This is a genomic window from Dysgonomonas termitidis, from assembly GCF_042654545.1.
GTDB classification, from domain to species: domain Bacteria; phylum Bacteroidota; class Bacteroidia; order Bacteroidales; family Dysgonomonadaceae; genus Dysgonomonas; species Dysgonomonas termitidis.
The window spans coordinates 1-25,112 of the sequence record NZ_JBHSGN010000095.1 but is presented as its reverse complement, the minus strand read 5'-3'; the positions used below and the strand labels follow the sequence as shown (position 1 = coordinate 25,112).

Annotated in this window: 19 protein-coding genes and 3 tRNA genes; 18 read left to right on the top strand and 4 right to left on the bottom strand. The window is 41.7% G+C overall.

Features of this window, described 5'->3' with window-relative positions; all coding sequences use genetic code 11:
- Positions 1 to 54: 54 nt before the first annotated feature.
- Both ACFO6W_RS16560 and clpB read right to left on the bottom strand, forming a co-directional pair.
- On the bottom strand, positions 55 to 1,989 hold the full coding sequence (locus ACFO6W_RS16560; protein ID WP_379998426.1) for a S9 family peptidase: 1,935 nt from the start codon (positions 1,987 to 1,989) through the stop codon (positions 55 to 57).
- A 183-nt stretch (positions 1,990 to 2,172) separates the two neighbouring features.
- Positions 2,173 to 4,764, bottom strand: a complete 2,592-nt coding sequence (clpB, locus tag ACFO6W_RS16555) for an ATP-dependent chaperone ClpB (protein ID WP_379998424.1) — start codon at positions 4,762 to 4,764, stop codon at positions 2,173 to 2,175.
- 725 nt (positions 4,765 to 5,489) lie between these two features.
- Here clpB and ACFO6W_RS16550 point away from each other — a divergent pair.
- Entirely contained in the window at positions 5,490 to 5,639 is a 150-nt protein-coding gene (locus tag ACFO6W_RS16550) for a hypothetical protein (RefSeq protein ID WP_006800180.1), read from the top strand.
- An 87-nt stretch (positions 5,640 to 5,726) separates the two neighbouring features.
- Here ACFO6W_RS16550 and ACFO6W_RS16545 read toward each other — a convergent pair whose 3' ends face one another.
- Complete coding sequence (locus tag ACFO6W_RS16545; protein WP_379998422.1) at positions 5,727 to 7,154, bottom strand: tetratricopeptide repeat protein; 1,428 nt, start codon at positions 7,152 to 7,154, stop codon at positions 5,727 to 5,729.
- A gap of 205 nt (positions 7,155 to 7,359) precedes the next feature.
- Here ACFO6W_RS16545 and ACFO6W_RS16540 point away from each other — a divergent pair, with 205 nt between their 5' ends.
- The 17 genes from ACFO6W_RS16540 (at position 7,360) to rpoC (ending at position 23,153) form a co-directional block, all read left to right on the top strand.
- Positions 7,360 to 7,734 carry a DMT family protein gene (locus ACFO6W_RS16540; protein WP_379998420.1) on the top strand — a complete coding sequence of 125 codons (375 nt, stop codon included), beginning with the start codon at positions 7,360 to 7,362 and terminating at the stop codon, positions 7,732 to 7,734.
- A gap of 160 nt (positions 7,735 to 7,894) precedes the next feature.
- Complete coding sequence (locus ACFO6W_RS16535; protein WP_379998418.1) at positions 7,895 to 8,347, top strand: GNAT family N-acetyltransferase; 453 nt, start codon at positions 7,895 to 7,897, stop codon at positions 8,345 to 8,347.
- 245 nt (positions 8,348 to 8,592) lie between these two features.
- Entirely contained in the window at positions 8,593 to 8,784 is a 192-nt protein-coding gene (gene rpsU / locus ACFO6W_RS16530; RefSeq protein ID WP_379998416.1) for a 30S ribosomal protein S21, read from the top strand.
- A 63-nt stretch (positions 8,785 to 8,847) separates the two neighbouring features.
- A complete protein-coding gene (locus ACFO6W_RS16525) occupies positions 8,848 to 9,735 on the top strand; it encodes a tyrosine-type recombinase/integrase (RefSeq protein WP_379998414.1) in 888 nt (295 codons plus the stop codon).
- Positions 9,736 to 9,754: 19 nt separating this feature from the next.
- Entirely contained in the window at positions 9,755 to 10,054 is a 300-nt protein-coding gene (hpf, locus tag ACFO6W_RS16520) for a ribosome hibernation-promoting factor, HPF/YfiA family (protein WP_379998412.1), read from the top strand.
- 170 nt (positions 10,055 to 10,224) lie between these two features.
- Positions 10,225 to 10,298 (top strand) — tRNA-Thr (locus tag ACFO6W_RS16515).
- Between the two features lie 139 nt (positions 10,299 to 10,437).
- Positions 10,438 to 10,509, top strand: a tRNA-Thr gene (locus ACFO6W_RS16510).
- Between the two features lie 73 nt (positions 10,510 to 10,582).
- The gene (gene tuf / locus ACFO6W_RS16505; protein WP_379998410.1) at positions 10,583 to 11,770 is read left to right on the top strand and encodes an elongation factor Tu; all 1,188 of its coding nucleotides are present in this window, start codon (positions 10,583 to 10,585) and stop codon (positions 11,768 to 11,770) included.
- A gap of 53 nt (positions 11,771 to 11,823) precedes the next feature.
- Positions 11,824 to 11,895: transfer RNA gene (locus tag ACFO6W_RS16500), tRNA-Trp, on the top strand.
- A gap of 22 nt (positions 11,896 to 11,917) precedes the next feature.
- Positions 11,918 to 12,106, top strand: a complete 189-nt coding sequence (gene secE, locus ACFO6W_RS16495; protein ID WP_006800207.1) for a preprotein translocase subunit SecE — start codon at positions 11,918 to 11,920, stop codon at positions 12,104 to 12,106.
- Between the two features lie 15 nt (positions 12,107 to 12,121).
- Positions 12,122 to 12,667 (top strand): transcription termination/antitermination protein NusG, encoded by a 546-nt coding sequence (gene nusG, locus ACFO6W_RS16490; RefSeq protein ID WP_006800206.1) that lies wholly within the window; start codon positions 12,122 to 12,124, stop codon positions 12,665 to 12,667.
- Positions 12,668 to 12,733: 66 nt separating this feature from the next.
- Positions 12,734 to 13,177, top strand: a complete 444-nt coding sequence (rplK, locus tag ACFO6W_RS16485; protein ID WP_379998407.1) for a 50S ribosomal protein L11 — start codon at positions 12,734 to 12,736, stop codon at positions 13,175 to 13,177.
- 18 nt (positions 13,178 to 13,195) lie between these two features.
- Positions 13,196 to 13,891, top strand: coding sequence for a 50S ribosomal protein L1 (gene rplA / locus ACFO6W_RS16480; protein ID WP_006800204.1), 696 nt, complete (start codon positions 13,196 to 13,198; stop codon positions 13,889 to 13,891).
- A 20-nt stretch (positions 13,892 to 13,911) separates the two neighbouring features.
- Complete coding sequence (gene rplJ / locus ACFO6W_RS16475) at positions 13,912 to 14,424, top strand: 50S ribosomal protein L10 (RefSeq protein WP_379998405.1); 513 nt, start codon at positions 13,912 to 13,914, stop codon at positions 14,422 to 14,424.
- Between the two features lie 42 nt (positions 14,425 to 14,466).
- Complete coding sequence (gene rplL / locus ACFO6W_RS16470) at positions 14,467 to 14,841, top strand: 50S ribosomal protein L7/L12 (RefSeq protein ID WP_379998403.1); 375 nt, start codon at positions 14,467 to 14,469, stop codon at positions 14,839 to 14,841.
- Positions 14,842 to 14,942: 101 nt separating this feature from the next.
- Positions 14,943 to 18,752, top strand: coding sequence for a DNA-directed RNA polymerase subunit beta (gene rpoB, locus ACFO6W_RS16465; protein ID WP_379998401.1), 3,810 nt, complete (start codon positions 14,943 to 14,945; stop codon positions 18,750 to 18,752).
- Between the two features lie 117 nt (positions 18,753 to 18,869).
- Complete coding sequence (rpoC, locus tag ACFO6W_RS16460) at positions 18,870 to 23,153, top strand: DNA-directed RNA polymerase subunit beta' (protein WP_379998399.1); 4,284 nt, start codon at positions 18,870 to 18,872, stop codon at positions 23,151 to 23,153.
- A 131-nt stretch (positions 23,154 to 23,284) separates the two neighbouring features.
- Here rpoC and ACFO6W_RS16455 read toward each other — a convergent pair whose 3' ends face one another.
- Positions 23,285 to 24,121, bottom strand: a complete 837-nt coding sequence (locus ACFO6W_RS16455; RefSeq protein ID WP_379998397.1) for a DUF4595 domain-containing protein — start codon at positions 24,119 to 24,121, stop codon at positions 23,285 to 23,287.
- Between the last annotated feature and the right edge of the window lie 991 nt (positions 24,122 to 25,112).

Sequence of the window (25,112 nt, the reverse complement as noted above, 5' to 3'; positions counted from 1 at the left end):
AATATAAGAATGGGTAGCTTAGCGGTTACCCATTCTTATTATATATAGAGGATGTTATTTCGTCTCTGCCTCCTGTTTCTCTTTCAAGTGTTCTCCCAAGAATTTCTCCATAGCACGATAGAAATCGAATCTGTTTTCCTCGTTATGAAATCCGTGACCTTCATTATCCTTTACCATGTATTCGGTTTCTATTCCTCGTTTTTTCAGAGCCGCCACCATCTGGTCCGATTCGTCTTTATTTACACGTGGATCGTTTGCACCCTGCGCTATAAATAGTGGAGCTTTTATATTATCTACATGAAATACCGGAGAAGAACCGGCAAGCAGAAGGCTGTCTTTCTTTGGATCACCTACCATTTCATACATCATATCCAGCATCGGTTTCCAGTATGGAGGTATCGTATTCAGGAATGTAAACAGGTTCGATACTCCTACATAGTCCACTCCGCAAGTGTAGAGATCAGGGGTGAATGTAAGGCCTGCTAAAGTAGCGTATCCACCATAGCTTCCACCATATATGGCTATTTTATCAGGATTGGCTATCCCTTTTGCTTTCAGCCATTCCACACCGTCCGTAATGTCGTCCTGCATTGTTTTCCCCCATTGCTTAAATGATATTTCCCAGAATTTTTTACCGAATCCGGTAGAACCCCGGAAATTCATCTGGAACACGGCATACCCCCTGTTTGCCAGGAACTGTATCTCAGGATTGAATCCCCATCCGTCGCGGGCCCAAGGCCCTCCATGCGGGTTAACCACTACAGGCAGGTTCTTCGCAGTCTCCATGGTATATCCTTTCGGCAGTGTCAGGTATCCTTCTATTTCCAGACCATCACGTGTTTTATATGTAACACAGTTCATTGTAGCCATGTTGTTTTCATCCAGCCACGGGTAAATATCGGCGATATGTGTCAATACGTCTTTTTCCACATCATAGACATAATAAGCTCCCGGTGTCTTGTCATTGTATGTGCGGACAATAAGCATATTCTCATCCTTATTTTTGCTGTTAATGCCAAACGGCCTGTTTTCTACCTTAGAGGATATCTTATCATATATGCCTTTCAATTTATCATCAAAGAAATGGCGTTTTATACCATCGTGCCCCTGATATGCAACCAGCTGCAACTTCTTGTCCTTTAGAGAATATGATGCTCCGGATATATCGTATTTATCATTTTCATAAAGCTTTTCATCTTCTTTCATTGTCTGAGGATCGAATATGATCAATGCATCTTTGTCTCTGCCGATATTCGATGTCGCATACAGTTTCTGGTTATCAGATGTAAAGAAATACGGATCGAGGGTTTCTTTAAAGCTGGTGGTTATAAGTACCTTGAAAGCGTCCTCTTCTTTATCCCTGTACAGAAGGCTCTGATTCACTCCGTCAAGTGCCATGGCAACGCGTAATTTGCCATCATGGTCGGTCATCCATCCCTGAATATTTCCCGGATTTTCGGCAAGCATTGTCAACTCTCCGGTCTCAATATTCAAACGGTAAGGATCGAATATCTGAGGGTTTCTTTTATTCAGCCCGATAATGACTTCACTGTCTATCTCAGGCAGGTCATCAATGATTTGAGTCCGCACTTTTTCGAATGCAGTAAGTGGCAGAGGGTTACTGCCGTCTATATTAACGCCATAAAGCTGATAGTTTTCGTCACCTCCGGTATCTTTCAGGAACAGGATGCGATTATTATTACCCCACAAATATCCGGCAATATCCCTCTCTGTTTCCGAGGTAATTCTTATCGCTGAATCTTGTCCTATTTTCTGCACATAGATATTCATCCTCTTTTGGTAAGGAGCGGTATAAGAATAGTACTTCCCGTCAGGAGATATCTGATAAGAAGATTTTTCGGGATTCCTGAAAAAATCTTCCAGAGGTAAGACCGGAGCAGCTACCGGAGCCTTGTTGCATGAGGTTGCCAACCCCAGGGTCAAACAGAATAAAACGATGATGTTCAATGAGAATGATTTCCTTTTCATAGTTAAGATGATTTTATTACTACTATAAGTACTTGTCGTACAAATGTATTAAAAAATCACAAGAATATTTTTTTATTTAAAGAAGTTGCTCCGGTAGATTTTCAGGCAATCAGTATATTTCCCAAAAAAACGGGAAAAATCCGGTTGATTCGCTAATCGACCGGATTTCTTATATCCACATCTTTAGTTCTTGAAGCTCAACTCCCCATCCTTCATATCTATTATAATTGGATTTTCTTTATCCACTGTTCCGGCGAGCAGTTGCCTTGATAATGTATCCAGAACGGTTCGTTGGATAACACGCTTAACAGGACGTGCCCCGAACTCTGGATCATAACCCATTTGCGCTATCCCGGCAATAGCTTCTTCTGTAAATTCCAGTTTCACCCCGTTGCCTTTCAGCATTTTCACTACGCTTTCGAGCTGCATGCGGACAACCTGTTCTATCTGTGCCAGATTTAATGGTTCGAACATAACTGTCTCGTCGATACGGTTCAGGAATTCGGGACGCATATTCACTTTCAGCATATCCAGCACTTCCCGTTTGGTTCTCTCTACTACTTCTTCATGGTTCTTGGGTGTTATTCCCGCGAAGTTTTCACGAATCAATGGGGAGCCCATATTGGACGTCATGATGATGATTGTGTTTTTGAAGTTTACCACACGGCCCTTATTATCGGTCAGACGCCCATCGTCCAATACCTGCAACAAGATATTGAAAACATCGGGATGCGCCTTTTCTATTTCGTCGAACAATACTACCGAATACGGCTTACGGCGGATAGCTTCTGTCAATTGTCCCCCTTCGTCATAACCTACATATCCCGGAGGTGCCCCGATAAGCCGGGTAGCACTGAATTTTTCCTGATATTCGCTCATGTCGATACGGGTCATCATATTCTCGTCATCGAACAGGAATTCGGCGAGGGCTTTCGCCAGCTCGGTCTTGCCGACACCTGTCGTACCCAGAAAGATAAACGAGCCTATGGGACGTTTGGGGTCTTGCAGTCCTGCACGGCTACGGCGTATCGCATTTGATACGGCAGAAATAGCTTCATCCTGTCCCACAACACGCCTGTGCAATTCCACTTCGAGGTTCAGTAATTTCTCCCGTTCGCTTTGCAGCATCCTGTTGACAGGGATGCCTGTCCAGCGGGAAACCACATCAGCAATATCATATGAATCGACTTCCTCTTTTATCATTGCCTGATTTCCCTGCATTTCATGTAGTTGTCCCTGCAATTTACCGATACCATCTTCCAATTCTTTCAGTTTGCCGTAACGGAGTTCGGCAACCTTTCCGTAATCGCCTTCGCGCTCGGCCTTTTCCGCTTCGAATTTGGTATTTTCTATCTCTATCTTATTCTGCTGGATCTTATTGATGACTTCCCTTTCCGATTGCCATTTGGCTTTCAGGTCTTTTTCCTCATCTTTCAGCCGGCTTATTTCTTTCGATAGCTCTTGTTCTTTCAACTTGTCATTCTCACGGCGTATAGCTTCACGTTCTATTTCGAGTTGTTTGATACGGCGGCTCTTTTCGTCCAGTTCTTCCGGTACGGAATCTACTTCCATACGCAGTTTTGCCGCAGCCTCGTCCATCAGGTCGATAGCCTTGTCGGGCAAAAAGCGGTCGGATATATAACGGCTCGACAGTTGCACGGCAGCAATAATAGCCTCGTCTTTGATACGCACCTTATGGTGGTTTTCATATTTTTCTTTCAGTCCCCGCAGGATGGAGATTGCATCGGCCTCACTTGGTTCATCCACCATTACAGTCTGGAAACGGCGTTCCAATGCTTTGTCCTTTTCAAAATATTTCTGATATTCGTCAAGTGTAGTAGCACCTATCGAACGTAACTCCCCACGGGCCAGAGCCGGCTTTAAAATATTGGCAGCATCCATGGCTCCCTCACTTTTACCTGCGCCCACCAATGTATGTATCTCGTCGATAAATAAGATAATCTCCCCTTCCGATTTGGTAACTTCGTTGACTACAGATTTCAGCCGTTCCTCGAATTCTCCTTTATATTTCGCCCCTGCAATCAGCGCGCCCATATCCAGAGAATAAATCTGTTTGCTTTTCAGGTTTTCAGGAACATCACCCCGTACAATACGATGCGCAAGCCCCTCGGCAATAGCGGTTTTACCCGTACCCGGTTCGCCTATCAGTATAGGATTGTTCTTGGTGCGGCGACTAAGTATCTGCAACACACGGCGTATCTCATCATCGCGGCCGATAACGGGGTCCAGCTTTCCGTCCTTGGCTCTTTGAGTCAGGTTTATAGCATATTTTTCCAGTGACTGATAAGTATCTTCGGCAGTCTGGCTGGTTACATTCGTGCCTTTACGTAGTTCATTGATGGCCGGTTGCAGTTCCTTTTCGGATATACCTGCATCTTTGAGCATCTGCGCCGCCGTGCTTTTGCCTGATAATACACCTAATAATATATGTTCGAGGGAAACATACTGGTCACCCATCTTCTTTGCATATTCGGCAGCTTTATCCAGTGCAGCATTGCTTTCGCGGCTGAGGAACGCCTCACCTCCTCCCGAAACCTTCGGAAGGGAATCGATCTCCTTGCTTAACACATTCGTCAAATGACCGGGATTTGCTCCCAGTTTCTGAAAGAGGAAATTCACGACATTCTCCCCGGTCATGATTACTCCCATAAGTATGTGTGCCGGTTCTATAGACTGCTGGCCTTTTTCTTTTGTGATCTCAATGGCTTTTTGTATCGCCTCCTGAGATTTGATTGTAAAATTATTGAAATTCATATGTTTAGTTTTTCTGTTTGCTTGTATTTTATATAACTATTGTCTGTTTACACTTGTTCAAAATATTTGCCAGGCTGATGTTTTTGACAAAATGTCAGATAATAATTAATTATTCGCCGGTAGCTGATCGTTTCCGGTCTTGTATTAGTGATGCTTACTAAAAGTTGACAAAGTTGACACTTTTTACAGTAAACAGTTAGCAGTAAACAGTATCGTGGTTTGTCATGCTGAGAGAAACGAAGCATCTCGTCAGGGAGTAGTTAATAACCTGTCTCTCGTGTCTTTCTCCAAAAAGGTAACAAAGGTAACAGATATATCAGTTAACAGTAAACAGTTAGCAGTAAACAGTATTTCACGCAGAGACGCTAAGGCGCAAAAGGTAACAAAGGTAACACTTGTTTCAGTGAACAGTAAACAGTGAACTAACTTGTAACTCGTAACTGCCCGCAGGGCGAAGAAATAACATTCGCCGAAGCGAAGGCGAGGCAAACTCGTAACTGCTTTAATCAATACTTCAAAGAACCATAAGCTAACAGCTAAAGGCTAATAGCTTATTATATAGATAAACTTCTTTTGAAAAAGCTACCGATCCGCTTTTTTATTTATACCCGTAAATTCTTAATTAAAGAAAAATTCGCACTATTTTTAATCAAAATCAGACATTCGATTGTTTCTATAAAATAAGCGAATTAAATTAACAACCGATTTATAAAAACCCGAGGATTATGGAAGATTTTGAACTAAATGATAAAGAGACGAAAGAACTTAAAGCTTTGAAACGAAAAAACAGAAGGCAGAATGCCTTCTGGGTATTAGTTGCCTTGCAGGCAGGGTCACTGCTGTTATCTTATTATTTGGGCAGATCTCATAAATAACAGCCCCTGATAAAAAACAATATGGAGTAAGGCATTAATATACTTTTGCCTTACTCCATATTATTTTCTTATCCTAAGCCGGAAAACTTATTGCAGGCTCTGTATTTCCTGATTGCGGGCTTGTACTTCCAATGGAGGAATCTGTCGTTGCAATTGATCCTGTTTCTTTTCCAAATCGATGATTTCTGTTGTCATCGTACGCCGGGCTTCCTGCGAAGACTTACCGTATATACTTCTGAGATTATCCAGTTTCTCAGATACAGACTTCAAGTCCGATTTCATCTGCACCACTCTGAAATATGTATCACGGGCAGTTTTATCCTTAAAATCGGCAAGTTTGTAATATGTATTTCCGTCATTGATTACAAATTCAAAATCACGTATCACTTTTACCTCCTCTTTAGGCGCCTTACGGGCAAGGGCGATTAGCTGCGAATAATTTTGTCCTTTCAGCCATGTATCTTTTATAGATGTGATACGGGCCCTGCCGGCCATATATTTTTCATCGTCGCTCTCTACGATTTTCACGATCTTGTTCGGAATAAAGGTATAAATGCATACTTTACCTTCGGGTTGGAACCTGTCGGAAGCAAACCATCCTATCCCTTTCTCTTCATCCACAACCATCATATAATCATTGTAAAGCGAGTTGAATGGCATATTCAGGCGTTCGGGCGCAAGATAGGTATCGTTATTCATATTGTAGCGCGAAACAAACAGGTCATATCCTCCCAGGCTATCATAATCTTTTGCTGAAAAATAAATAGTAACCCCGTCGGCCATGACGTAAGGATAATTAAGATCGCCTGTCAGGTTGAAATTGGTAGCCGAGAGTCTCTTCTCATTACCATACTTATCCAATAATTTCTCCATTGAATATAAAGTGTACGAACCGTTCCTTTCCGGCTGCGCATAATATATCTTCGTTTCCTTTTCATTAAAATAGACAGTAGATTCCACCCGCTTGTTGGAAGTAAAAACCTTATCAAAATAATCAAGGCGTCCCGAGCTATGACTCAACTTGTAGGCCGACAGGAAAGTAGTTTTATCCACTACCACGCTGTCTATTATCTGTATATCCTCAGTATTGGACACCACACGGTTCAGGCGTGACATCTCTTTGCGTTTCTCTTCGAGGCGGGCACGTGCGTCATCATCTTTCTTTTTCAGCATGGATTCATACTTATTGAAAGCTTCGGTAGCTTCGGCAAACCGGAACTCGCCTGTGTACAGTTGTCCCAGATAATAAAACGAATCCTGTATTCTTTTTTGTGATGCAAACAACAGGTTTTTCTCTGCCTGTACCCGGTCGCCACCTGTTTCGAACAGGCATACCCCATACCAGTGGTTGATATTAGCATCGTTGGGCTTAGCCGCATATTCTGCCTCAAATACAGGGAGAGCCTTTGCATATTCCCCTTTCAGGTAAAGGTCTTTTGCTTCCGCCAATGTCTGAGAAAATGCAACTGGTAAGCAACAGAAGGAAAGCACTATATAAATAAATACCGATTTCATAAATTGACTACTGATTATTAATGATTTCAAAGATAAGAATTTAAAATTATAAGATATTATAAGTGATGTATAGAATTTAACGATGCACCCCGAAATCGCAGCTGTTTTTATAGCTTTAATTGCCGAAATAATAAATAGATATGTAGTCTTTGTTTTCAAAATTTGAGTTACTTTTGCGTCGCAAAATATTAATGCTATTACAATTATGAATCTTGCCGGCTTATATACAATATTATTATTGGTCGTATCCAATGTGTTTATGACCTTCGCCTGGTACGGGCATCTGAAAATGAAAGAATATTTATGGTTCGCCGCACTCCCTCTCTTTGGTGTGATATTTATCAGCTGGGGTATCGCATTTTTCGAATATTGTTTTCAGGTTCCGGCAAACCGCCTGGGTTTCCAGGGTAACGGAGGGCCTTTTTCCCTGATGCAGCTTAAAATTATCCAGGAAGTTATTACTCTCACCGTTTTCGTTCTCTTCAGCACGCTGGCGTTTAAGACTGAAACGTTCAAATGGAACCATGTACTTGCTTTTGTCTTCCTTATTGCGGCAGTATATCTGGTTTTTAAGAAGTAGATTCAGTCCGGTCTCTTGTTGCGCAGGATAGACACTACAACTACACCCCCATAATACCGGAGGTCAGACTGGTAAAAACACAGCCTCTAAGTTAATAAGTTATTTTTTAGGAAGTGGTTTGCCCTAAAAAGGGATTATATTTGCACCCAAATTAAAATCTATGAAAAAAGATATACATTGGAAAGTAAACCGCTTCGACGAATTTACGATAAACGAATTATATGATATATTACATCTGCGGTGCAAGATATTCGTGGTAGAACAGGATGCGCCCTACCTCGATCTGGACTATAAGGACCAGAAAGCGCTGCATCTGCACGGCTACGTCGACAATAAACTGGCTGCCTATTGCCGCATATTCAGATCCGGCGATTATTTTGACGAGGCCAGTATCGGTCGTGTAATTGTAGCAGAGGAATACAGGAAATACGGCTATGGGAACGAACTGATGAAAAAGGCCATCGGACTGGAAGAGTCTGTATTCGGTGAAACAAAGATCACGATATCCGGGCAATTATACCTGAAAAGGTTCTATGAAAGCCTTGGTTTCAGACAAACAAGTGAGATGTATCTCGAAGACGGCATACCGCATATAGAAATGAAGAAAGAATAAAATCCTTGCGAAAAATATTGGAATTTAATATTTTATCCCTAAATTTGCAGCCCGAAAACAGAAAGGAGGTTTAATGATCTTTTGAACAGAACATAATTGATTTATAGTCAGATACTGCTTACAGAGCAGCGTTCGGGAGATTATTATACAAAAACCACCTAATAAAAATTGTATGGGAAAACATACCCCACTAATTAAATTGCATTAAACAAAACAAAAAATAAATAAAAAATAAAACGACAATTATGATCATTGTTCCATTAAAAGAAGGCGAAAACATTGAAAAAGCCCTGAAGAAATTCAAAAGAAAATACGAAAAAACAGGTGTAGTAAAAGAACTTAGAAGACGTCAGGAATTCCGCAAGCCATCAGTGGTGAAAAGAGAACAAAAATTGCACGCCGTATACGTTCAGGCAATGCACCGTTCGGAAGAATAAAATACTATTGTCTTTTTCGCATAAAATTATTAACTTCGTCATTCAGGATTGAAATTCGGATAGATGATGTTACTAATTGACAAATATAGCAGATATCTCCGTTATGAAAAGAACTTCTCTTTACATACGGAGATTTCTTATTCCACAGACCTTCATCAGTTTACCGGATTCCTGCAAGAACACTTCCCGGACATAGATATAAAAAGCGTGGACAGCGATATAGTCCGCATGTGGATCGTATCGCTTATGGAAGCAAAAATAGCGGCACGGTCAGTAAACCGCAAGCTGAGTACGCTTAAATCGTTCTACAAATATCTGTTGCGGATAGGCGAAGTTTCGGCAAACCCGGTAAAAAAGATCACAGGCCCCAAAACACCAAAACCCATCCCTTCATTCGTGAACAACGGGGATATGGAGAAAGTATTGGAAGAATCAAACTTCGATAACACATTCGAATCGCTCCGTAACCATATAATGATCGAGCTGTTTTATGTTACGGGAATTCGCCGGGCGGAGCTGATCGGACTAAAAGATACCGATGTGGATTTCAGCGCCGAAACAATACAGGTGACAGGGAAGCGTAATAAACAACGCCTTATTCCTTTCAGCGACGGGATGAAGGGAATGCTTGAACAATACCTGAATGCAAGGAACGGGGAAATAGGAAACTTATCCGGCTACTTATTTGTTAAGAATGACGGGCAGCAACTTTACCCAATGCTTGTACACAGAATTGTGACAGAGAATCTGAAACAAATACCGACTCTTTCAAAAACGAGTCCCCACGTCCTCCGTCACTCATTTGCAACAAGCATGCTAAACAACGGCGCGGATATAAATGCGGTAAAAGAACTATTAGGACATTCAAGCCTTGCGGCTACAGAAATATACACACACACTTCATTCGAAGAATTAAAGAAGATTTATAACAAGGCTCATCCGAGAGCCTAAAAGTAAAGGAGGAAATATTATGAATATTGCAATTCAGTCAGTGCACTTTGATGCAAGCACTCAATTAAAAGACTTTATAGAAAAGAAATTATCTAAACTGGATAAATTTTCTGACCTGATTGTAGACGCCGAAGTAATACTTAAAGTAGTAAAACCGGAAGTTGCGAATAACAAAGAAGCATCAGTAAAACTAAATATCAAAAGCGGAGAACTCTTTGCCAATAAGACTGCCGACTCATTCGAAGAGGCTGTTATGCAAAACATAGAAGCCCTCGAAAAACAGATACTCAAAGTCAAGGAGAAAACGCAAGCCAAATAATAACAAACATTTATCCATCCGCTTTCTATTCAACGGATAGAGGAATATGTACCAAAAGAAAGAACTCCGGAAAAATAAATACATAAAGTATTGTTATTCTAAAAAATAATTTCTAATTTTGTCGCCGTTTCGCTATTAAAAGTCGTAATGGCGGCAAAATTTGTTGTTATGCCTCTTTAGCTCAGCTGGCCAGAGCACGTGATTTGTAATCTCGGGGTCGTTGGTTCGAATCCGACAAGAGGCTCGGATAAAAGGAAAAACAAGAAGTTGTTGTAAACCTGGAATGGTTCCGCACCAAAACTTCTTAATTCTTTTCAATAAACAGGCTGGTACCTTATAATATACTATAAGGGGAATTGGAAGGAAATTTCTTTACTGTCTATGCCAATGTAGCTCAGTGGTAGAGCACTTCCTTGGTAAGGAAGAGGTCACGGGTTCAAGTCCCGTCATGGGCTCTGATTTATTTTAGTGAATTTATTCAAATAGAATTTAAATATATACATTTAACTAAATAATAGAAGATTAATTATGGCAAAAGAACATTTTAACCGGGCGAAACCGCACGTAAATATCGGTACAATCGGTCACGTTGACCACGGTAAAACTACTTTGACTGCTGCTATCACTAAAGTATTGGCTGACAAAGGTCTTTCTCAAGCTCGTTCATTCGATTCAATCGATAACGCTCCTGAAGAAAAAGAACGTGGTATTACTATCAACACTTCACACGTTGAATATGAAACAGCTAACCGTCACTACGCTCACGTTGACTGTCCCGGACACGCCGACTACGTAAAGAACATGGTTACTGGAGCTGCTCAGATGGACGGTGCTATCATCGTAGTTGCTGCTACTGATGGTCCGATGCCTCAAACTCGTGAACACATCCTGCTTGCACGTCAGGTAAACGTTCCAAAACTGGTTGTTTTCATGAACAAATGCGATATCGTCGAAGACGAAGAAATGCTAGAACTAGTTGAACTTGAAATGAGAGAACTTCTTTCATTCTATGAGTTCGACGGCGACAATACTCCGGTTATCCGCGGATCTGCTCTGGGTGCACTTAACGGTGTTGAGCCTTGGGTTAGCCAGGTAATGGAACTTATGAACGCTGTGGATACCTGGATTCCACTTCCTCCACGCGATGTTGATAAACCATTCTTGATGCCGGTTGAAGACGTGTTCTCTATCACAGGTCGTGGTACAGTAGCAACAGGTCGTATCGAAACAGGTAAGATCAAAACAGGCGAAGAAGTTCAGATCATCGGACTTGGTTCAGAAAACAAAAAATCAGTTGTTACAGGAGTAGAAATGTTCCGTAAGATCCTTGACGACGGACAAGCCGGAGACAACGTAGGTCTATTGCTTCGTGGTATCGACAAAGACGAAATTAAACGTGGTATGGTAATTTGCCACCCAGGTAAAATCACCCCTCACACTAACTTCAAAGCTGAGGTTTATATCCTTAAGAAAGAAGAAGGTGGACGTCACACACCATTCCACAACAAATACCGTCCTCAGTTCTACCTGCGTACTCTTGACGTTACCGGTGAGATCACTCTTCCTGAAGGAACAGACATGGTTATGCCTGGTGACAACCTGACTATCAACGTAGAACTTATCTATCCGGTTGCTTGTAACGTAGGTCTTCGTTTCGCTATCCGCGAAGGAGGTCGTACAGTAGGTGCTGGTCAGATTACAGAAATTACTGCATAAGGATTTCAATCTATAATAATAGAGTCGGTTTGCGATATAACCGGCTTTAATTTACGGGCGTAGTTCAGTGGTAGAGCGTTGGTCTCCAAAACCAAATGTCGGGAGTTCGAATCTCTCCGCCCGTGCTAAAAAAACTCAAGAAGAGTAATGAAAAAAATAATTAATTACATTAAAGATTCTTATAACGAGCTTGTATACAAGGTTTCTTGGCCTACTCGTGCAGAACTGACCAACAGTGCGGTAATTGTCATGATTGCTTCCATAATAATGGCACTAATCGTTTGGGGTATCGATTCTGCATTTGAGTCTATTGTCAAGTTTTTCTATAGTCTTTAATCCTTATCAAAAGCTATGACTGAAATCGAAAAAAAATGGTACGTCCTGCGTGCTGTTAGTGGAAAAGAAAATAAAGTCAAAGAGTATCTTGAAGCTGAGATAAAGAAATCAGACTTAGGAAAGTATATCTCTCAAGTTCTTATCCCTACAGAGAAGACTTATATCATGCGTAACGGAAAGAAAGTTCTGAAAGAAAGAGCTTATCTTCCCGGCTATATCTTGATCGAAGCTGCCCTCATAGGAGAAGTTATCCATGAATTGCGTAATATAAATTACGTAGCCGGTTTTTTACCGAATACAACCAACCCTCAACCGTTGAGCCAGTCTGAAGTAAACAGGATACTGGGCACTATGGACGAACTGGACGAGCAGGAAGTAGGCATGGATGTTCAATACATTGTCGGAGAAAATGTAAAAGTGACCAACGGTCCTTTCTCAGGATTTTCGGGAATCATTGAAGAAGTGAACACTGAGAAAAAGAAACTGAAAGTAATGGTAAAGATATTCGGGCGGAAAACTCCACTCGAGTTGAATTACATGCAAGTCGAAAAAGAGCAGTAAGATTGGTTACGCAACTCTGAATGCTTTAATCTTAAGTTTTAACAAAACTAAAAATTAAAAACAAAAATGGCTAAAGAAATTGCTGGACAATTAAAATTACAAATTAAAGGCGGTGCAGCAAATCCATCTCCTCCTGTGGGACCAGCTTTAGGTTCTAAAGGTATTAACATCATGGATTTCTGTAAGCAATTTAATGCCAGAACTCAAGACAAGGCAGGTAAAATATTACCAGTGGTAATTACTTACTATGTTGACAAGTCTTTTGATTTTGTTGTAAAACAACCACCGGTGGCAATTCAATTACTGGAAGCCTCTAAGGTGAAAAGCGGATCGGCAGAACCTAATCGTAAGAAAGTAGCTGAAGTTACCTGGGAACAAGTAAAAGCTATCGCTGAAGATAAGATGGTCGACCTTAACTGTTTTACAATCGAATCAGCCATGAGAATGGTTGCTGGTACAGCAAGAAGTATGGGTATTACTGTAAAAGGGGCTTTCCCTGATGTTCAATAATTAAACTTCAATTGAGAAATGGGTAAACTTACTAAAAATCAAAAGTTAGCTTTCAGCAAGATTGAAGCAGGGAAACTATATACATTAACCGAAGCGTCAGCTCTTGTAAAAGAAGTTACGACAACTAAATTCGACGCCTCTGTCGATTTGGATGTCCGCCTAGGTGTAGACCCACGTAAAGCTAACCAGATGGTGAGAGGCGTAGTGTCTCTTCCTCATGGAACAGGAAAACAAGTTAGAGTTTTGGTATTATGTTCTCCGGATGCTGAGGCTGCTGCTAAAGAAGCAGGTGCCGACTATGTTGGATTGGACGAGTATATCGAAAAAATAAAAGGTGGTTGGACTGATATCGATGTTATCATCACTCAGCCAGCTATCATGGGTAAAGTTGGTGCTCTGGGACGCGTTTTAGGACCTCGCGGTCTGATGCCTAACCCTAAGAGCGGAACTGTGACTGTGGATGTTGCAAAAGCTGTGACAGAGGTTAAATCAGGTAAGATCGACTTCAAGGTAGATAAAGCCGGTATTATCCACGCTTCTATCGGAAAAGTATCTTTTACTCCTGAACAAATCAAAGATAACGCGAAAGAGTTTATCGCTACGCTTATCAAACTGAAACCGACTGCAGCAAAAGGAACTTATGTGAAGAGTGTTTGTCTTTCAAGTACTATGAGCCCGGGTGTAAAAATAGACCCTAAATCAGTAGAAAATTAATCAAAAATTGACTGAAAATTATGAGAAAGGAAGATAAAAGCACTATCATAGAAACTATAGCAGCGACAATCAAAGGATACGATCATTTCTACCTTACCGACATTGCTACTCTTAATTCCGCTAAAACAAGCGATTTGAGAAGAGAATGCGCTAAGCAGGAGATCAAACTGATGGTTGTAAAGAACACTTTGTTGCAGAAAGCCCTGGAAAGCCTTGAAGGCGACTACTCGGAGCTGAACGCTTCATTGAAGGGAAACACTGCTATCATGTTTTCTAATTCGGCTAATGCTCCGGCAAAGCTGATTGCTAAATACAAAAAAGAAGGAATTCCTTCGCTTAAAGCAGCATATGTTCAGGAAAGTTTCTATGTGGGTTCACAAAACCTGAGCGCACTGGAAAATATCAAGAGCAAAAACGAGCTTATCGGCGATGTTATTGCAGCCCTTCAATCCCCTGCCAAGAATGTTATTTCGGCCCTTCAATCGGGTGGAAACACTATCCATGGCGTCTTAGAGACACTATCTAAGAGATAATATTAAACAAAAGAATAATAAACAATTTTAATTTATACAAAAATGGCAGATATCAAAGCTATTGCAGAACAACTAGTAAATTTGACAGTAAAAGAAGTAAGCGAATTAGCTGAAATTCTAAAAACTGAATATGGTATTGAACCGGCCGCTGCTGCTGTTGCAGTTGCTGCAGGACCAGCCGCTGCTGCTGAAGTGGTAGAAGAAAAAACATCTTTCGATGTAATCTTGAAAGCAGCAGGTGCTAACAAACTACAAGTTGTTAAAGCTGTTAAAGAACTTACAGGACTTGGTTTGAAAGAGGCTAAAGATCTAGTAGATGGTGCTCCTGGTGAACTTAAAAAAGGAGTAACTAAAGATGAAGCTGACGCATTGAAAAAACAATTAGAAGAAGCTGGAGCCGAAGTTGAACTTAAGTAAAGATAAGTCCTGAGAAAGGATATTTGGTTAGGAACCTTCCTCGAAGAAGGTTCTTAACCTTTTTGCGTCAAAAGTAATAAGTTCAATAAAATAGGTTATCCATGTCTTCAATAACAAATCAAAGAGTCAATTTCGCTTCAATTAAAAATCCGCTTCCTTATCCGGATTTTCTTGAAGTACAGTTAAAGTCATTCCGCGACTTTCTGCAACTTGATACCCCTCCTGAAAAAAGGAAAAACGAAGGCCTATACAAAGTTTTTGCTGAAAACTTTCCTATAGCCGATACACGAAACAACTTTGTATTAGAGTTTTTGGACTACTTCATCGACCCTCCGCGCTATACCATTGATGAGTGTATCGACAGGGGATTGACATACAGTGTTCCTTTGAAAGCAAAGCTAAAACTTTATTGTACAGACCCTGACCACGAAGATTTTGATACAGTTATCCAGGATGTATACCTGGGACTGATTCCATATATGACTGAGAAAGGTACCTTTGTCATCAACGGAGCAGAACGTGTTGTAGTATCGCAGTTGCACCGTTCACCCGGTGTTTTCTTCGGACAAACGATGCATGCCAATGGTACAAAGCTCTATTCAGCCCGTATTATTCCGTTCAAAGGTTCCTGGATCGAATTTGCTACCGACATCAACAATGTCATGTATGCATACATCGACCGTAAGAAAAAATTACCGGTAACAACATTGCTTCGCGCTATCGGATTCGAAAGCGACAGGGACATCCTTGAGATTTTCGACCTGGCCGAAGAAGTTAAAGTTACAAAACAAAATATCAAGAAGGTACTAGGCCGCAAGCTTGCAGCCAGGTTACTGAGAACATGGATGGAAGACTTCGTGGATGAAGATACCGGTGAGGTGACTTCAATCGAGCGTAACGAGGTCATTCTTGAACGCGAAACAGTTCTGGACAAGGACCATCTTGATCTGATCGTAGATTCGAACATTGCTTCTATCTTATTGCATAAGGATACGCAGAATATTTCAGATTTTGCCATTATCTACAATACATTGCAAAAAGACCCGAGTAACTCGGAAATAGACGCGGTTCGTCATATATACAGGCAACTCCGCAGCGCTGAACCGGCTGACGATACCAGTGCACGCGAGGTTATCAACAACTTGTTCTTCTCTGAAAAACGCTACGACTTAGGTGAAGTAGGACGTTACAGGCTGAACAAGAAATTAGGTTTGACTACAAGTACCGATATCCGCGTATTAACGAAAGAAGATATTATTGAAATAATCAAGTTCCTGATCGAGCTGATTAATTCAAAAGCGATCGTTGACGATATCGACCACCTGAGCAACCGTCGTGTACGTACAGTCGGTGAGCAACTTTTCAACCAGTTTGGAGTTGGTCTTAACCGTATGGCACGTATCATTCGTGAAAGAATGAATGTACGCGATAATGAAGTATTTACGCCGATCGATCTGATCAATGCGAAAACTATTTCATCCGTAGTAAATACATTCTTCGGAACGAATGCACTGTCTCAGTTTATGGATCAAACCAATCCGTTGGCCGAGATCACTCACAAACGCCGTATGTCGGCGCTGGGACCGGGCGGTCTTTCCCGTGAAAGAGCCGGTTTCGAAGTGCGTGACGTTCACTATACTCACTACGGACGCCTTTGTCCTATCGAGACTCCGGAAGGCCCGAATATCGGTTTGATTTCTTCCCTTTGCGTATATGCTAAAATTAACGATCTCGGATTTATCGAAACTCCATATCGTAAAGTGGCCAACAGCAAAGTAGACCTGTCTCCGAACGGTATTGTTTATCTTGCCGCCGAAGAGGAAGAAGACAAGCTTATAGCACAGGGGAATGCTCCGTTGAACGACGACGGCTCGTTTATCCGCTCACGTGTTAAAGCTCGTCAGGATGCCGACTATCCGGTTATTGCCCCCGAAGAAGTGGAATTGATGGACGTATCTCCTACGCAGATTGCATCTATCGCCGCTTCATTGATTCCGTTCCTCGAGCATGACGATGCCAACCGTGCACTGATGGGATCGAACATGATGCGCCAGGCCGTGCCATTGATGCGTACCGAAGCCCCTATCGTGGGAACAGGTATCGAAGGGCAGCTTATCCGCGACTCACGTACACAGATCGTGGCAGAGGGTGCGGGAGAAGTTGTATATGTGGATGCAAGCACTATCAAGATTAAATATGACCGTACAGCTGACGAAGATTTTGTAAGCTTCGACGATGCTGTAAAAACATATAATATACCTAAATTCAGAAAAACTAATCAGAATACCACTATCGACCTTCGCCCTATTTGCCGTAAGGGAGACAGGGTTGTTCTGGATCAGATCCTGACGGAAGGATATTCAACTGAGCAGGGTGAGCTGGCTATCGGTAAGAACCTGAAAGTGGCATTCATGCCATGGAAGGGGTATAACTTCGAGGATGCTATCGTACTTAACGAGCGTATCGTGCGCGAAGATATATTCACTTCTGTACACGTAGAGGAATTCGTACTCGAAGTACGTGATACCAAACGTGGTGTGGAAGAGTTGACTTCCGATATTCCCAACGTAAGCGAAGAGGCAACAAAAGACCTGGACGAAAGAGGTATCATCCGTATCGGTGCCCGTGTAAGCCCGGGAGATATCCTGATAGGTAAGATCACGCCGAAAGGAGAATCCGATCCTTCACCTGAAGAGAAACTGCTCCGCGCCATCTTTGGTGATAAAGCCGGTGATGTGAAAGACGCTTCGTTGAAAGCTTCTCCATCTCTGAAAGGAGTTGTTGTGGGTACAAACTTATTCTCGAAGGCATCAAAGAAAGGTAAAACAAAACTTTCGAGCAAGGCCCTGCTTCCTAAGCTGGATGAAGAGTATGAAGAAAAAATAGCGAAAGTAAAATCCGTATTGGTTGACAAGCTATTGATCTTAACAGATGGTAAAACATCTCAGGGAGTAAAAGATTATCTTAATGTAGATATCATTGCCAAGGGTTCCAAGTTTACGAAGAGCGCGCTGGACAATATCGATTACGAATCAGTACAGGTGAGCAGCTGGACAGCAGATGAGCACAAGAATGAATTGATAAAAGATGTAATCGTAAACTTCCTGCGTAAATACAAAGAACTGGATGCCGAGTTGAAACGGAAACGCTTCGACCTGACTATCGGGGATGAACTTCCTTCCGGTATTGTTCAGATCGCAAAAGTTTATGTGGCTAAGAAACGTAAAGTCCAGGTAGGTGATAAGATGGCGGGACGCCACGGTAACAAAGGTATCGTGTCGCGTATCGTTCGCCAGGAGGATATGCCTTTCTTACCGGACGGAACACCGGTCGATATCGTATTGAATCCGCTGGGGGTACCTTCTCGTATGAACCTTGGGCAAATATTCGAAACAGTATTAGGTTGGGCCGGAAAAGAGCTTGGCGTGAAATTCGCCACTCCTATTTTCGACGGGGCAAGCCTCGACGATATGAATTCATGGACAGACAAAGCCGGAGTTCCACGTTATGGTAAAGTCCGCTTATTCGATGGCGGTACAGGAGACCAGTTCGACCAGCACGCAACAGTAGGTATTATCTATATGCTTAAACTGGGGCACATGGTTGAAGACAAGATGCACGCCCGTTCTATCGGACCTTACTCTCTTATTACGCAACAGCCTCTTGGAGGTAAAGCTCAATTCGGGGGTCAACGTTTCGGAGAAATGGAGGTTTGGGCACTTGAAGCATTCGGTGCGGCTTACATCCTGAGAGAAATCCTGACTATCAAGTCCGACGACGTTGTCGGCCGTTCCAAAGCTTACGAAGCTATTGTGAAAGGTGAGCCGATGCCACAACCGGGAATACCTGAGTCCCTGAACGTATTGCTACACGAAATGCGTGGTCTGGGATTAAGCGTATCGCTTGACTAAACAATATTAGCCGTTAGCTTTTGGCTTTTAGCCTTTAGCTAACGGATTCTAAATACTCTAACAAACAGCTATTGGCTAATAGCTAACAGCGAACAGCTTTTAAAGGAAAAAAGTAATATGGCTTTTAGAAAAGAAAATAAAGTAAAGAGTAGCTTTTCAAAAATAACCGTGAGCCTTGCCTCTCCCGAAGAAATTCTGGAAGCATCGAGCGGGGAAGTTTTGAAACCCGAAACTATCAATTACCGTACATACAAACCGGAACGTGACGGGCTTTTCTGCGAACGCATATTCGGGCCTGTAAAGGATTACGAATGTCATTGCGGTAAATACAAAAGAATCCGTTACAAAGGTATTGTCTGCGACCGTTGCGGTGTTGAAGTAACAGAAAAGAAAGTTCGCCGCGAACGCACAGGTCACATCCACCTCGTAGTTCCGGTAGCTCATATCTGGTATTTCCGTTCTCTGCCTAACAAGATGGGTTATCTGTTGGGTATCCCTACCAAAAAACTGGATTCAATCATTTACTACGAACGTTATGTAGTGATCCAATCGGGAATCGCGGTAGAAGAAGGAGTAGCAGAAAAAGACCTTCTTACAGAAGATGAATACCTGAACATACTGGATAAGCTGCCTAAAGAAAATCAACTGTTGGACGATACCGATCCTAACAAGTTCATTGCCAAAATGGGAGCAGAGGCCGTTTACGATTTGTTGTCACGTATCAATCTTGATTCGCTGGCGAACAATCTGCGCCACAAAGCCAGTACAGATACATCCCAGCAACGTAAGAACGAAGCGTTGAAACAACTTCAGGTTGTAGAAGCATTCCGCGGGTCGAAAGGGAAGAATAAACCGGAATGGATGATCGTTAAGATTGTTCCTGTTATTCCGCCGGAACTTCGTCCGCTTGTTCCGCTGGATGGCGGCCGTTTTGCCACATCCGACCTGAATGACCTGTACCGTCGCGTTATTATCCGCAACAACCGTCTGAAAAGGCTTATCGATATCAAAGCACCGGAAGTGATCCTGCGTAATGAAAAACGTATGCTTCAGGAAGCTGTCGATTCATTGTTCGATAACTCACGTAAGTCGAGCGCGGTTAAGACAGATGCTAACCGCCCGTTGAAATCGCTTTCCGACAGTTTGAAAGGTAAACAAGGACGTTTCCGTCAAAACTTGTTGGGTAAACGTGTCGACTATTCGGCCCGTTCGGTAATTGTCGTTGGTCCTGAATTGAAGATGCACGAGTGCGGTATTCCTCAGGATATGGCAGCCGAGCTGTACAAACCGTTTATTATCCGTAAACTGATCGAACGCGGTATTGTTAAGACAGTAAAATCAGCGAAGAAAATAGTAGACCGCAAGGAACCTGTTGTTTGGGACATCCTCGAACACGTAATGAAAGGACATCCTGTATTGCTCAACCGTGCCCCCACTCTTCACCGTTTAGGTATCCAGGCATTCCAGCCGAAGATGATCGGAGGTAAGGCAATCCAGTTGCACCCACTATCGTGTACGGCGTTCAATGCCGACTTCGATGGTGACCAGATGGCTGTTCACTTACCACTAGGTAATGAAGCTATCCTCGAAGCACAGATGTTGATGCTTGCATCCCACAATATCCTTAACCCTGCGAATGGCGCGCCTATTACCGTACCATCTCAGGACATGGTTCTCGGATTATATTATATCACTAAGATACGCAAGGGCGCTAAAGGCGAAGGCCTTATATTCTACGGTCCGGAAGAAGCGATCATCGCTTATAATGAAGGACAAGTAGATATACACGCTCTTATCAAAGTATATGTAAACGACCTGGATGAGAATGGAAACGTTGCGAAACTGATGCGCGAAACTACTGTCGGCCGTGTTCTTGTCAATGAGAAAACTCCGGTTGAAGTGGGCTTCATCAATGAAGTGCTTTCCAAAAAATCGCTTCGTGATATCATCGGTAATGTGATCAAAGTAGCCGGAGTTGCTAAAACAGCGCAGTTCCTCGACGATATAAAAGACTTAGGATATACAATGGCATTCCGCGGAGGTCTGTCGTTCAATCTTGAGGATGTAATCATACCGGAAGAAAAAGACGAGCTGGTGCTTCAGGGTTATGACGAAGTAGAACAGATAATGAATAACTACAACATGGGATTCATTACCTACAACGAACGTTACAACCAGATTATCGACACGTGGACTCACGTCAACTCCAGATTGTCAAATATCCTGATGAAACAATTATCGGAAGACAACCAGGGATTCAACTCTGTATATATGATGTTGGATTCGGGAGCCCGTGGTTCGAAGGAACAGATCCGTCAGTTATCAGGTATGCGTGGATTGATGGCCAAGCCACAGAAGAGCGGAGCTGAAGGAGCTCAGATTATTGAGAATCCGATCCTTTCCAACTTTAAAGAAGGCCTGTCGGTGCTGGAATACTTTATCTCTACCCACGGTGCGCGTAAAGGTCTTGCGGATACAGCTTTGAAAACGGCCGATGCCGGTTACTTAACCCGTCGTCTGGTAGACGTTTCTCAAGATGTGATCATTAATGAAGAAGACTGTGGTACACTTCGCGGACTTGTTTGTACAGAGTTGAAAAACAACGAAGAAGTTGTGGCATCCCTTTACGAACGTATCTTAGGTCGCGTATCCGTTCACGATATACAACATCCTTTGACTGGTGATCTGATTGTTAAATCAGGTGAAGAGATCAAAGAAGATGCTGCGATAAAAATTCAAAACTCTCCGATCGAAAGTGTTGAAATCCGTTCGGTACTTACTTGCGAATCCAAAAAAGGTGTTTGTGGAAAATGTTACGGACGTAACCTTGCCACAGGACGTATGGTTCAGCGGGGTGAGGCTGTCGGTGTTATCGCCGCGCAATCTATCGGTGAGCCGGGTACACAGTTGACACTCCGTACGTTCCACGTTGGGGGTATCGCATCCAACATCGCTACCGAAAGCAGCATTGTTGCTAAATATGACGGTGTACTGGAAATTGACGACCTGCGTATCGTAGAAGCGGTAGACGAAGCCGGTAAAAAGACTCAGATCGTTGTCAGCCGTCTGGTTGAGCTTCGACTGGTTGATCCGAATACTAAAATTGTCCTTCTTACTCACAATATACCTTATGGTTCCAAACTTTACTTTAAAGACGGAGCCAGGGTGAAGAAAGACGACCTTATCTGCGAATGGGACCCGTTCAACGCGGTTATCATATCCGAAGCCACCGGACGTATCAAGTTTGAAAATGTTATTGAAAATGTGACATACAAAGTTGAGTCGGATGAACAGACAGGCTTGAAAGAAAAGATCATCGTTGAATCACGTGATAAGACTAAGGCCCCTGAAGCTCATATCCTCGACGAGAAAGGAAATATGATAAAGATGTACAGTTTACCGCTAGGCGCCCACATCGTAAAAGATGATAACGACACTATCAAAGCCGGTGATGTACTTGTTAAGATTCCTCGTGCCGTAGGTAAAGCGGGTGATATCACGGGAGGTTTGCCTCGTGTAACAGAATTATTCGAGGCCCGTAATCCTTCCAACCCGGCTGTTGTGTCTGAAATCGACGGAGAAATCTCATTCGGTAAGATCAAGCGTGGTAACAGGGAGGTTATTGTTACCTCCAAACTCGGAGAAGTGAAAAAATACCTTGTTCCTCTTTCGAAACAAATCCTGGTACAGGAAAATGACTTCGTAAGAGCAGGTATGCCACTATCAGACGGGGCAACCACTCCATCGGATATTCTGGCTATCATGGGACCTACCGCCGTTCAGGAATATATTGTAAACGAAGTACAGGACGTATATCGTCTGCAAGGTGTGAAGATCAATGATAAACACTTCGAAGTAATTGTACGTCAGATGATGCGCAAGGTAGAAGTGATCGATCCGGGTGATACCCGTTTCCTTGAACAACAGGTGATCGACAAATACGAAGTGATGGAAGAAAATGACAGGATCTGGGGTAAGAAAGTTGTACTGGATGCCGGAGATTCTGCTACATTCGAACCGGGACAGATTGTGACAGCACGTAAGCTGAGGGATGAGAACTCTATGCTCAAACGCAGAGACCTTCGTCCGGTAGAAGTGCGTGACGCAATTCCGGCCACAGCCAACCAGATACTTCAGGGTATTACACGCGCCGCTCTCCAAACCCAAAGCTTTATGTCTGCCGCTTCGTTCCAGGAAACTACAAAAGTACTGAACGATGCTGCTATCAACGCGAAAGTGGACAGGCTGGAAGGATTGAAAGAGAATGTAATCTGCGGACACTTGTTGCCAGCAGGTACAGGCCAGCGCGAGTTCGAAAAACTTGTTGTAGGAACAAAAGAAGACTTTGACAGGATTGCTGCTACAAGAAAGACTGTTGTAGATTTTGATGCCGTAGAATAATTAATTTATTCTTTTATATAGTTAGATAAAGGGGCTGAGTAATCGGCCCCTTTGTTTTTGGTTATCATTCATCAGATTACAAATCCTGATAAAATTAAAGTAGGTGATTGTAAATCCCCTACAACGAAGTATTACCAATTGAAGTTCAGATTTTCAGTATATCCATAGTCATCATAACTGAATTTTGTCGGATAACCTTTCTCATTTAAAGTCCAATCAAATATGTATGTAGAATCATATTCTGGTTCTCCAACATATCCATCTGTCATTTTTAAAGGCAGTTTTTTGGTTGCTCGACCAAGCAGACCTGCATAATAAGCATAGTCCATTTCATCCAAATCAATACCAAAAGTCATATCAAATAGCATTATACAACCTTTATTTTCAATACCGGCAGGGTATTTGTCGGATGTGTAAGTGATAGATGAAGTATAAATACCCTCCTCCTTATCGTCACCTTCCATCTTCACATTTGTAATATTACCACCGGCATATGTGATAGTAGTAACTTCATTATCACCTTCGCTTCTTTTCATATAATTAAGTTGATTATCACTGTTATATTTAAATTCCCAAGTCTCGGAAGAATTGTCCGCATATGTTTGTATAGCGCTGCTTACAAAACCATTATTCCCAATTTTCATATCAACAGTATAACTTTCTCCCGAATAATTCAGGTCTATATATCTCATTATTATGATGTTATTATCTGCTGTCGATTTCAGTTTTGACGAGTATTCAAAAGTAACTTTCATTTCGCTATTAGACATTTCCTGAAGCAATCCATCTACATTATATTTGATTGTTAAAGACCCGATATTTTTTGGTAAATCTCCCGTGAATACATTTTTAGGGCCAAAGTCAACAATATTTCCGCCATCAATGTTATCATCATCGCCACTACAAGAAGAAAAAGATAAGCTTGCTAAAATAAGTGTTAATAAGAATAATAGTTTTGCTATATTCATAATAATAAATTTATAAATTAATAATAGTTAGAAAATTATCATATTTTTTGTCTCCAGGATTTTCCATACGCACATAAAAAAAGCGTGGACAAAACTCCAATTATCTGCTGTGAGGTTCTCGACTACCATCCGTCAAATAAATGAGTAAAGCCCACGCCTATGGCGTGAGCGTCTTCGCTTTACTTTTGACGGATAATGAAATTGTCGAGATTTCACAGCCAAAATACAAGCTATACGCTTTTTCCTAATATCTTAAAATATGCGCAGTTTCGACGCTCCTATTCCATAGGCAAAAAAGTTTGGTTTATTGGCAAAAATACAAATATTATTTTACAAGACAATAGTATTCAGGCGAATCATTAGGGCAAACATGCAGAGGTTATTTTTCCCACGGAAGTTTATCTATATAATAAGCTGTTAGTCTTTAACTGTTAGCTTATAGTTCTTTGAAGTATTGATTAAAGCAGTTACAAGTAAACAAGATACGAGATACAAGATGTTAACTGATGACTGTTTACTGTTAACTGAAAAAACTGTTACCTTTGTTACCTTAAAAGTTATCACCAAAATTCGCCAAGAAAACAAACGAAAATAAAAGTGGTATGAATGAAAATAAATACACTTATATACAGCTATTTAAATTAGTTAACAAGAGTAAAAATAGATTTTTATTTTTCATTTACATAATCCTTTTTTATCCATTATTTGTTACCTGTTTGTTACTTATGACTTTTAATAATTGTTACTTTATTTGTTTTTCGTAAACTATTATGTTTCTTGTATTTACATAATATCTGATTATTAGTTATTTAAAAACATATATATCAAAAGGTAATTAATCCTTATTTTCCTTTGATATACCGTTCCTTGTTTGTATCTTGCCCCCGGTTTAATTTTTTCTTTTTTCTTTTTTCTTTCTTGATTTTTTAGTATTTAATTTAATATTGATCCTTATGACAAACAGCAGGAAACAACCCAAAGCAAAGGAGCC

What these genes read in the sequence shown, in the direction of transcription:
- ACFO6W_RS16560 (WP_379998426.1), bottom strand. Translation starts at nt 1,989, where the DNA reads ATGAAAAGGAAATCATTCTCATTGAACATCATCGTTTTATTCTGTTTG.
- clpB (WP_379998424.1), bottom strand. Translation starts at nt 4,764, where the DNA reads ATGAATTTCAATAATTTTACAATCAAATCTCAGGAGGCGATACAAAAA.
- ACFO6W_RS16550 (WP_006800180.1), top strand. Translation starts at nt 5,490, where the DNA reads ATGGAAGATTTTGAACTAAATGATAAAGAGACGAAAGAACTTAAAGCT.
- ACFO6W_RS16545 (WP_379998422.1), bottom strand. Translation starts at nt 7,154, where the DNA reads ATGAAATCGGTATTTATTTATATAGTGCTTTCCTTCTGTTGCTTACCA.
- ACFO6W_RS16540 (WP_379998420.1), top strand. Translation starts at nt 7,360, where the DNA reads ATGAATCTTGCCGGCTTATATACAATATTATTATTGGTCGTATCCAAT.
- ACFO6W_RS16535 (WP_379998418.1), top strand. Translation starts at nt 7,895, where the DNA reads ATGAAAAAAGATATACATTGGAAAGTAAACCGCTTCGACGAATTTACG.
- rpsU (WP_379998416.1), top strand. Translation starts at nt 8,593, where the DNA reads ATGATCATTGTTCCATTAAAAGAAGGCGAAAACATTGAAAAAGCCCTG.
- ACFO6W_RS16525 (WP_379998414.1), top strand. Translation starts at nt 8,848, where the DNA reads ATGATGTTACTAATTGACAAATATAGCAGATATCTCCGTTATGAAAAG.
- hpf (WP_379998412.1), top strand. Translation starts at nt 9,755, where the DNA reads ATGAATATTGCAATTCAGTCAGTGCACTTTGATGCAAGCACTCAATTA.
- tuf (WP_379998410.1), top strand. Translation starts at nt 10,583, where the DNA reads ATGGCAAAAGAACATTTTAACCGGGCGAAACCGCACGTAAATATCGGT.
- secE (WP_006800207.1), top strand. Translation starts at nt 11,918, where the DNA reads ATGAAAAAAATAATTAATTACATTAAAGATTCTTATAACGAGCTTGTA.
- nusG (WP_006800206.1), top strand. Translation starts at nt 12,122, where the DNA reads ATGACTGAAATCGAAAAAAAATGGTACGTCCTGCGTGCTGTTAGTGGA.
- rplK (WP_379998407.1), top strand. Translation starts at nt 12,734, where the DNA reads ATGGCTAAAGAAATTGCTGGACAATTAAAATTACAAATTAAAGGCGGT.
- rplA (WP_006800204.1), top strand. Translation starts at nt 13,196, where the DNA reads ATGGGTAAACTTACTAAAAATCAAAAGTTAGCTTTCAGCAAGATTGAA.
- rplJ (WP_379998405.1), top strand. Translation starts at nt 13,912, where the DNA reads ATGAGAAAGGAAGATAAAAGCACTATCATAGAAACTATAGCAGCGACA.
- rplL (WP_379998403.1), top strand. Translation starts at nt 14,467, where the DNA reads ATGGCAGATATCAAAGCTATTGCAGAACAACTAGTAAATTTGACAGTA.
- rpoB (WP_379998401.1), top strand. Translation starts at nt 14,943, where the DNA reads ATGTCTTCAATAACAAATCAAAGAGTCAATTTCGCTTCAATTAAAAAT.
- rpoC (WP_379998399.1), top strand. Translation starts at nt 18,870, where the DNA reads ATGGCTTTTAGAAAAGAAAATAAAGTAAAGAGTAGCTTTTCAAAAATA.
- ACFO6W_RS16455 (WP_379998397.1), bottom strand. Translation starts at nt 24,121, where the DNA reads ATGAATATAGCAAAACTATTATTCTTATTAACACTTATTTTAGCAAGC.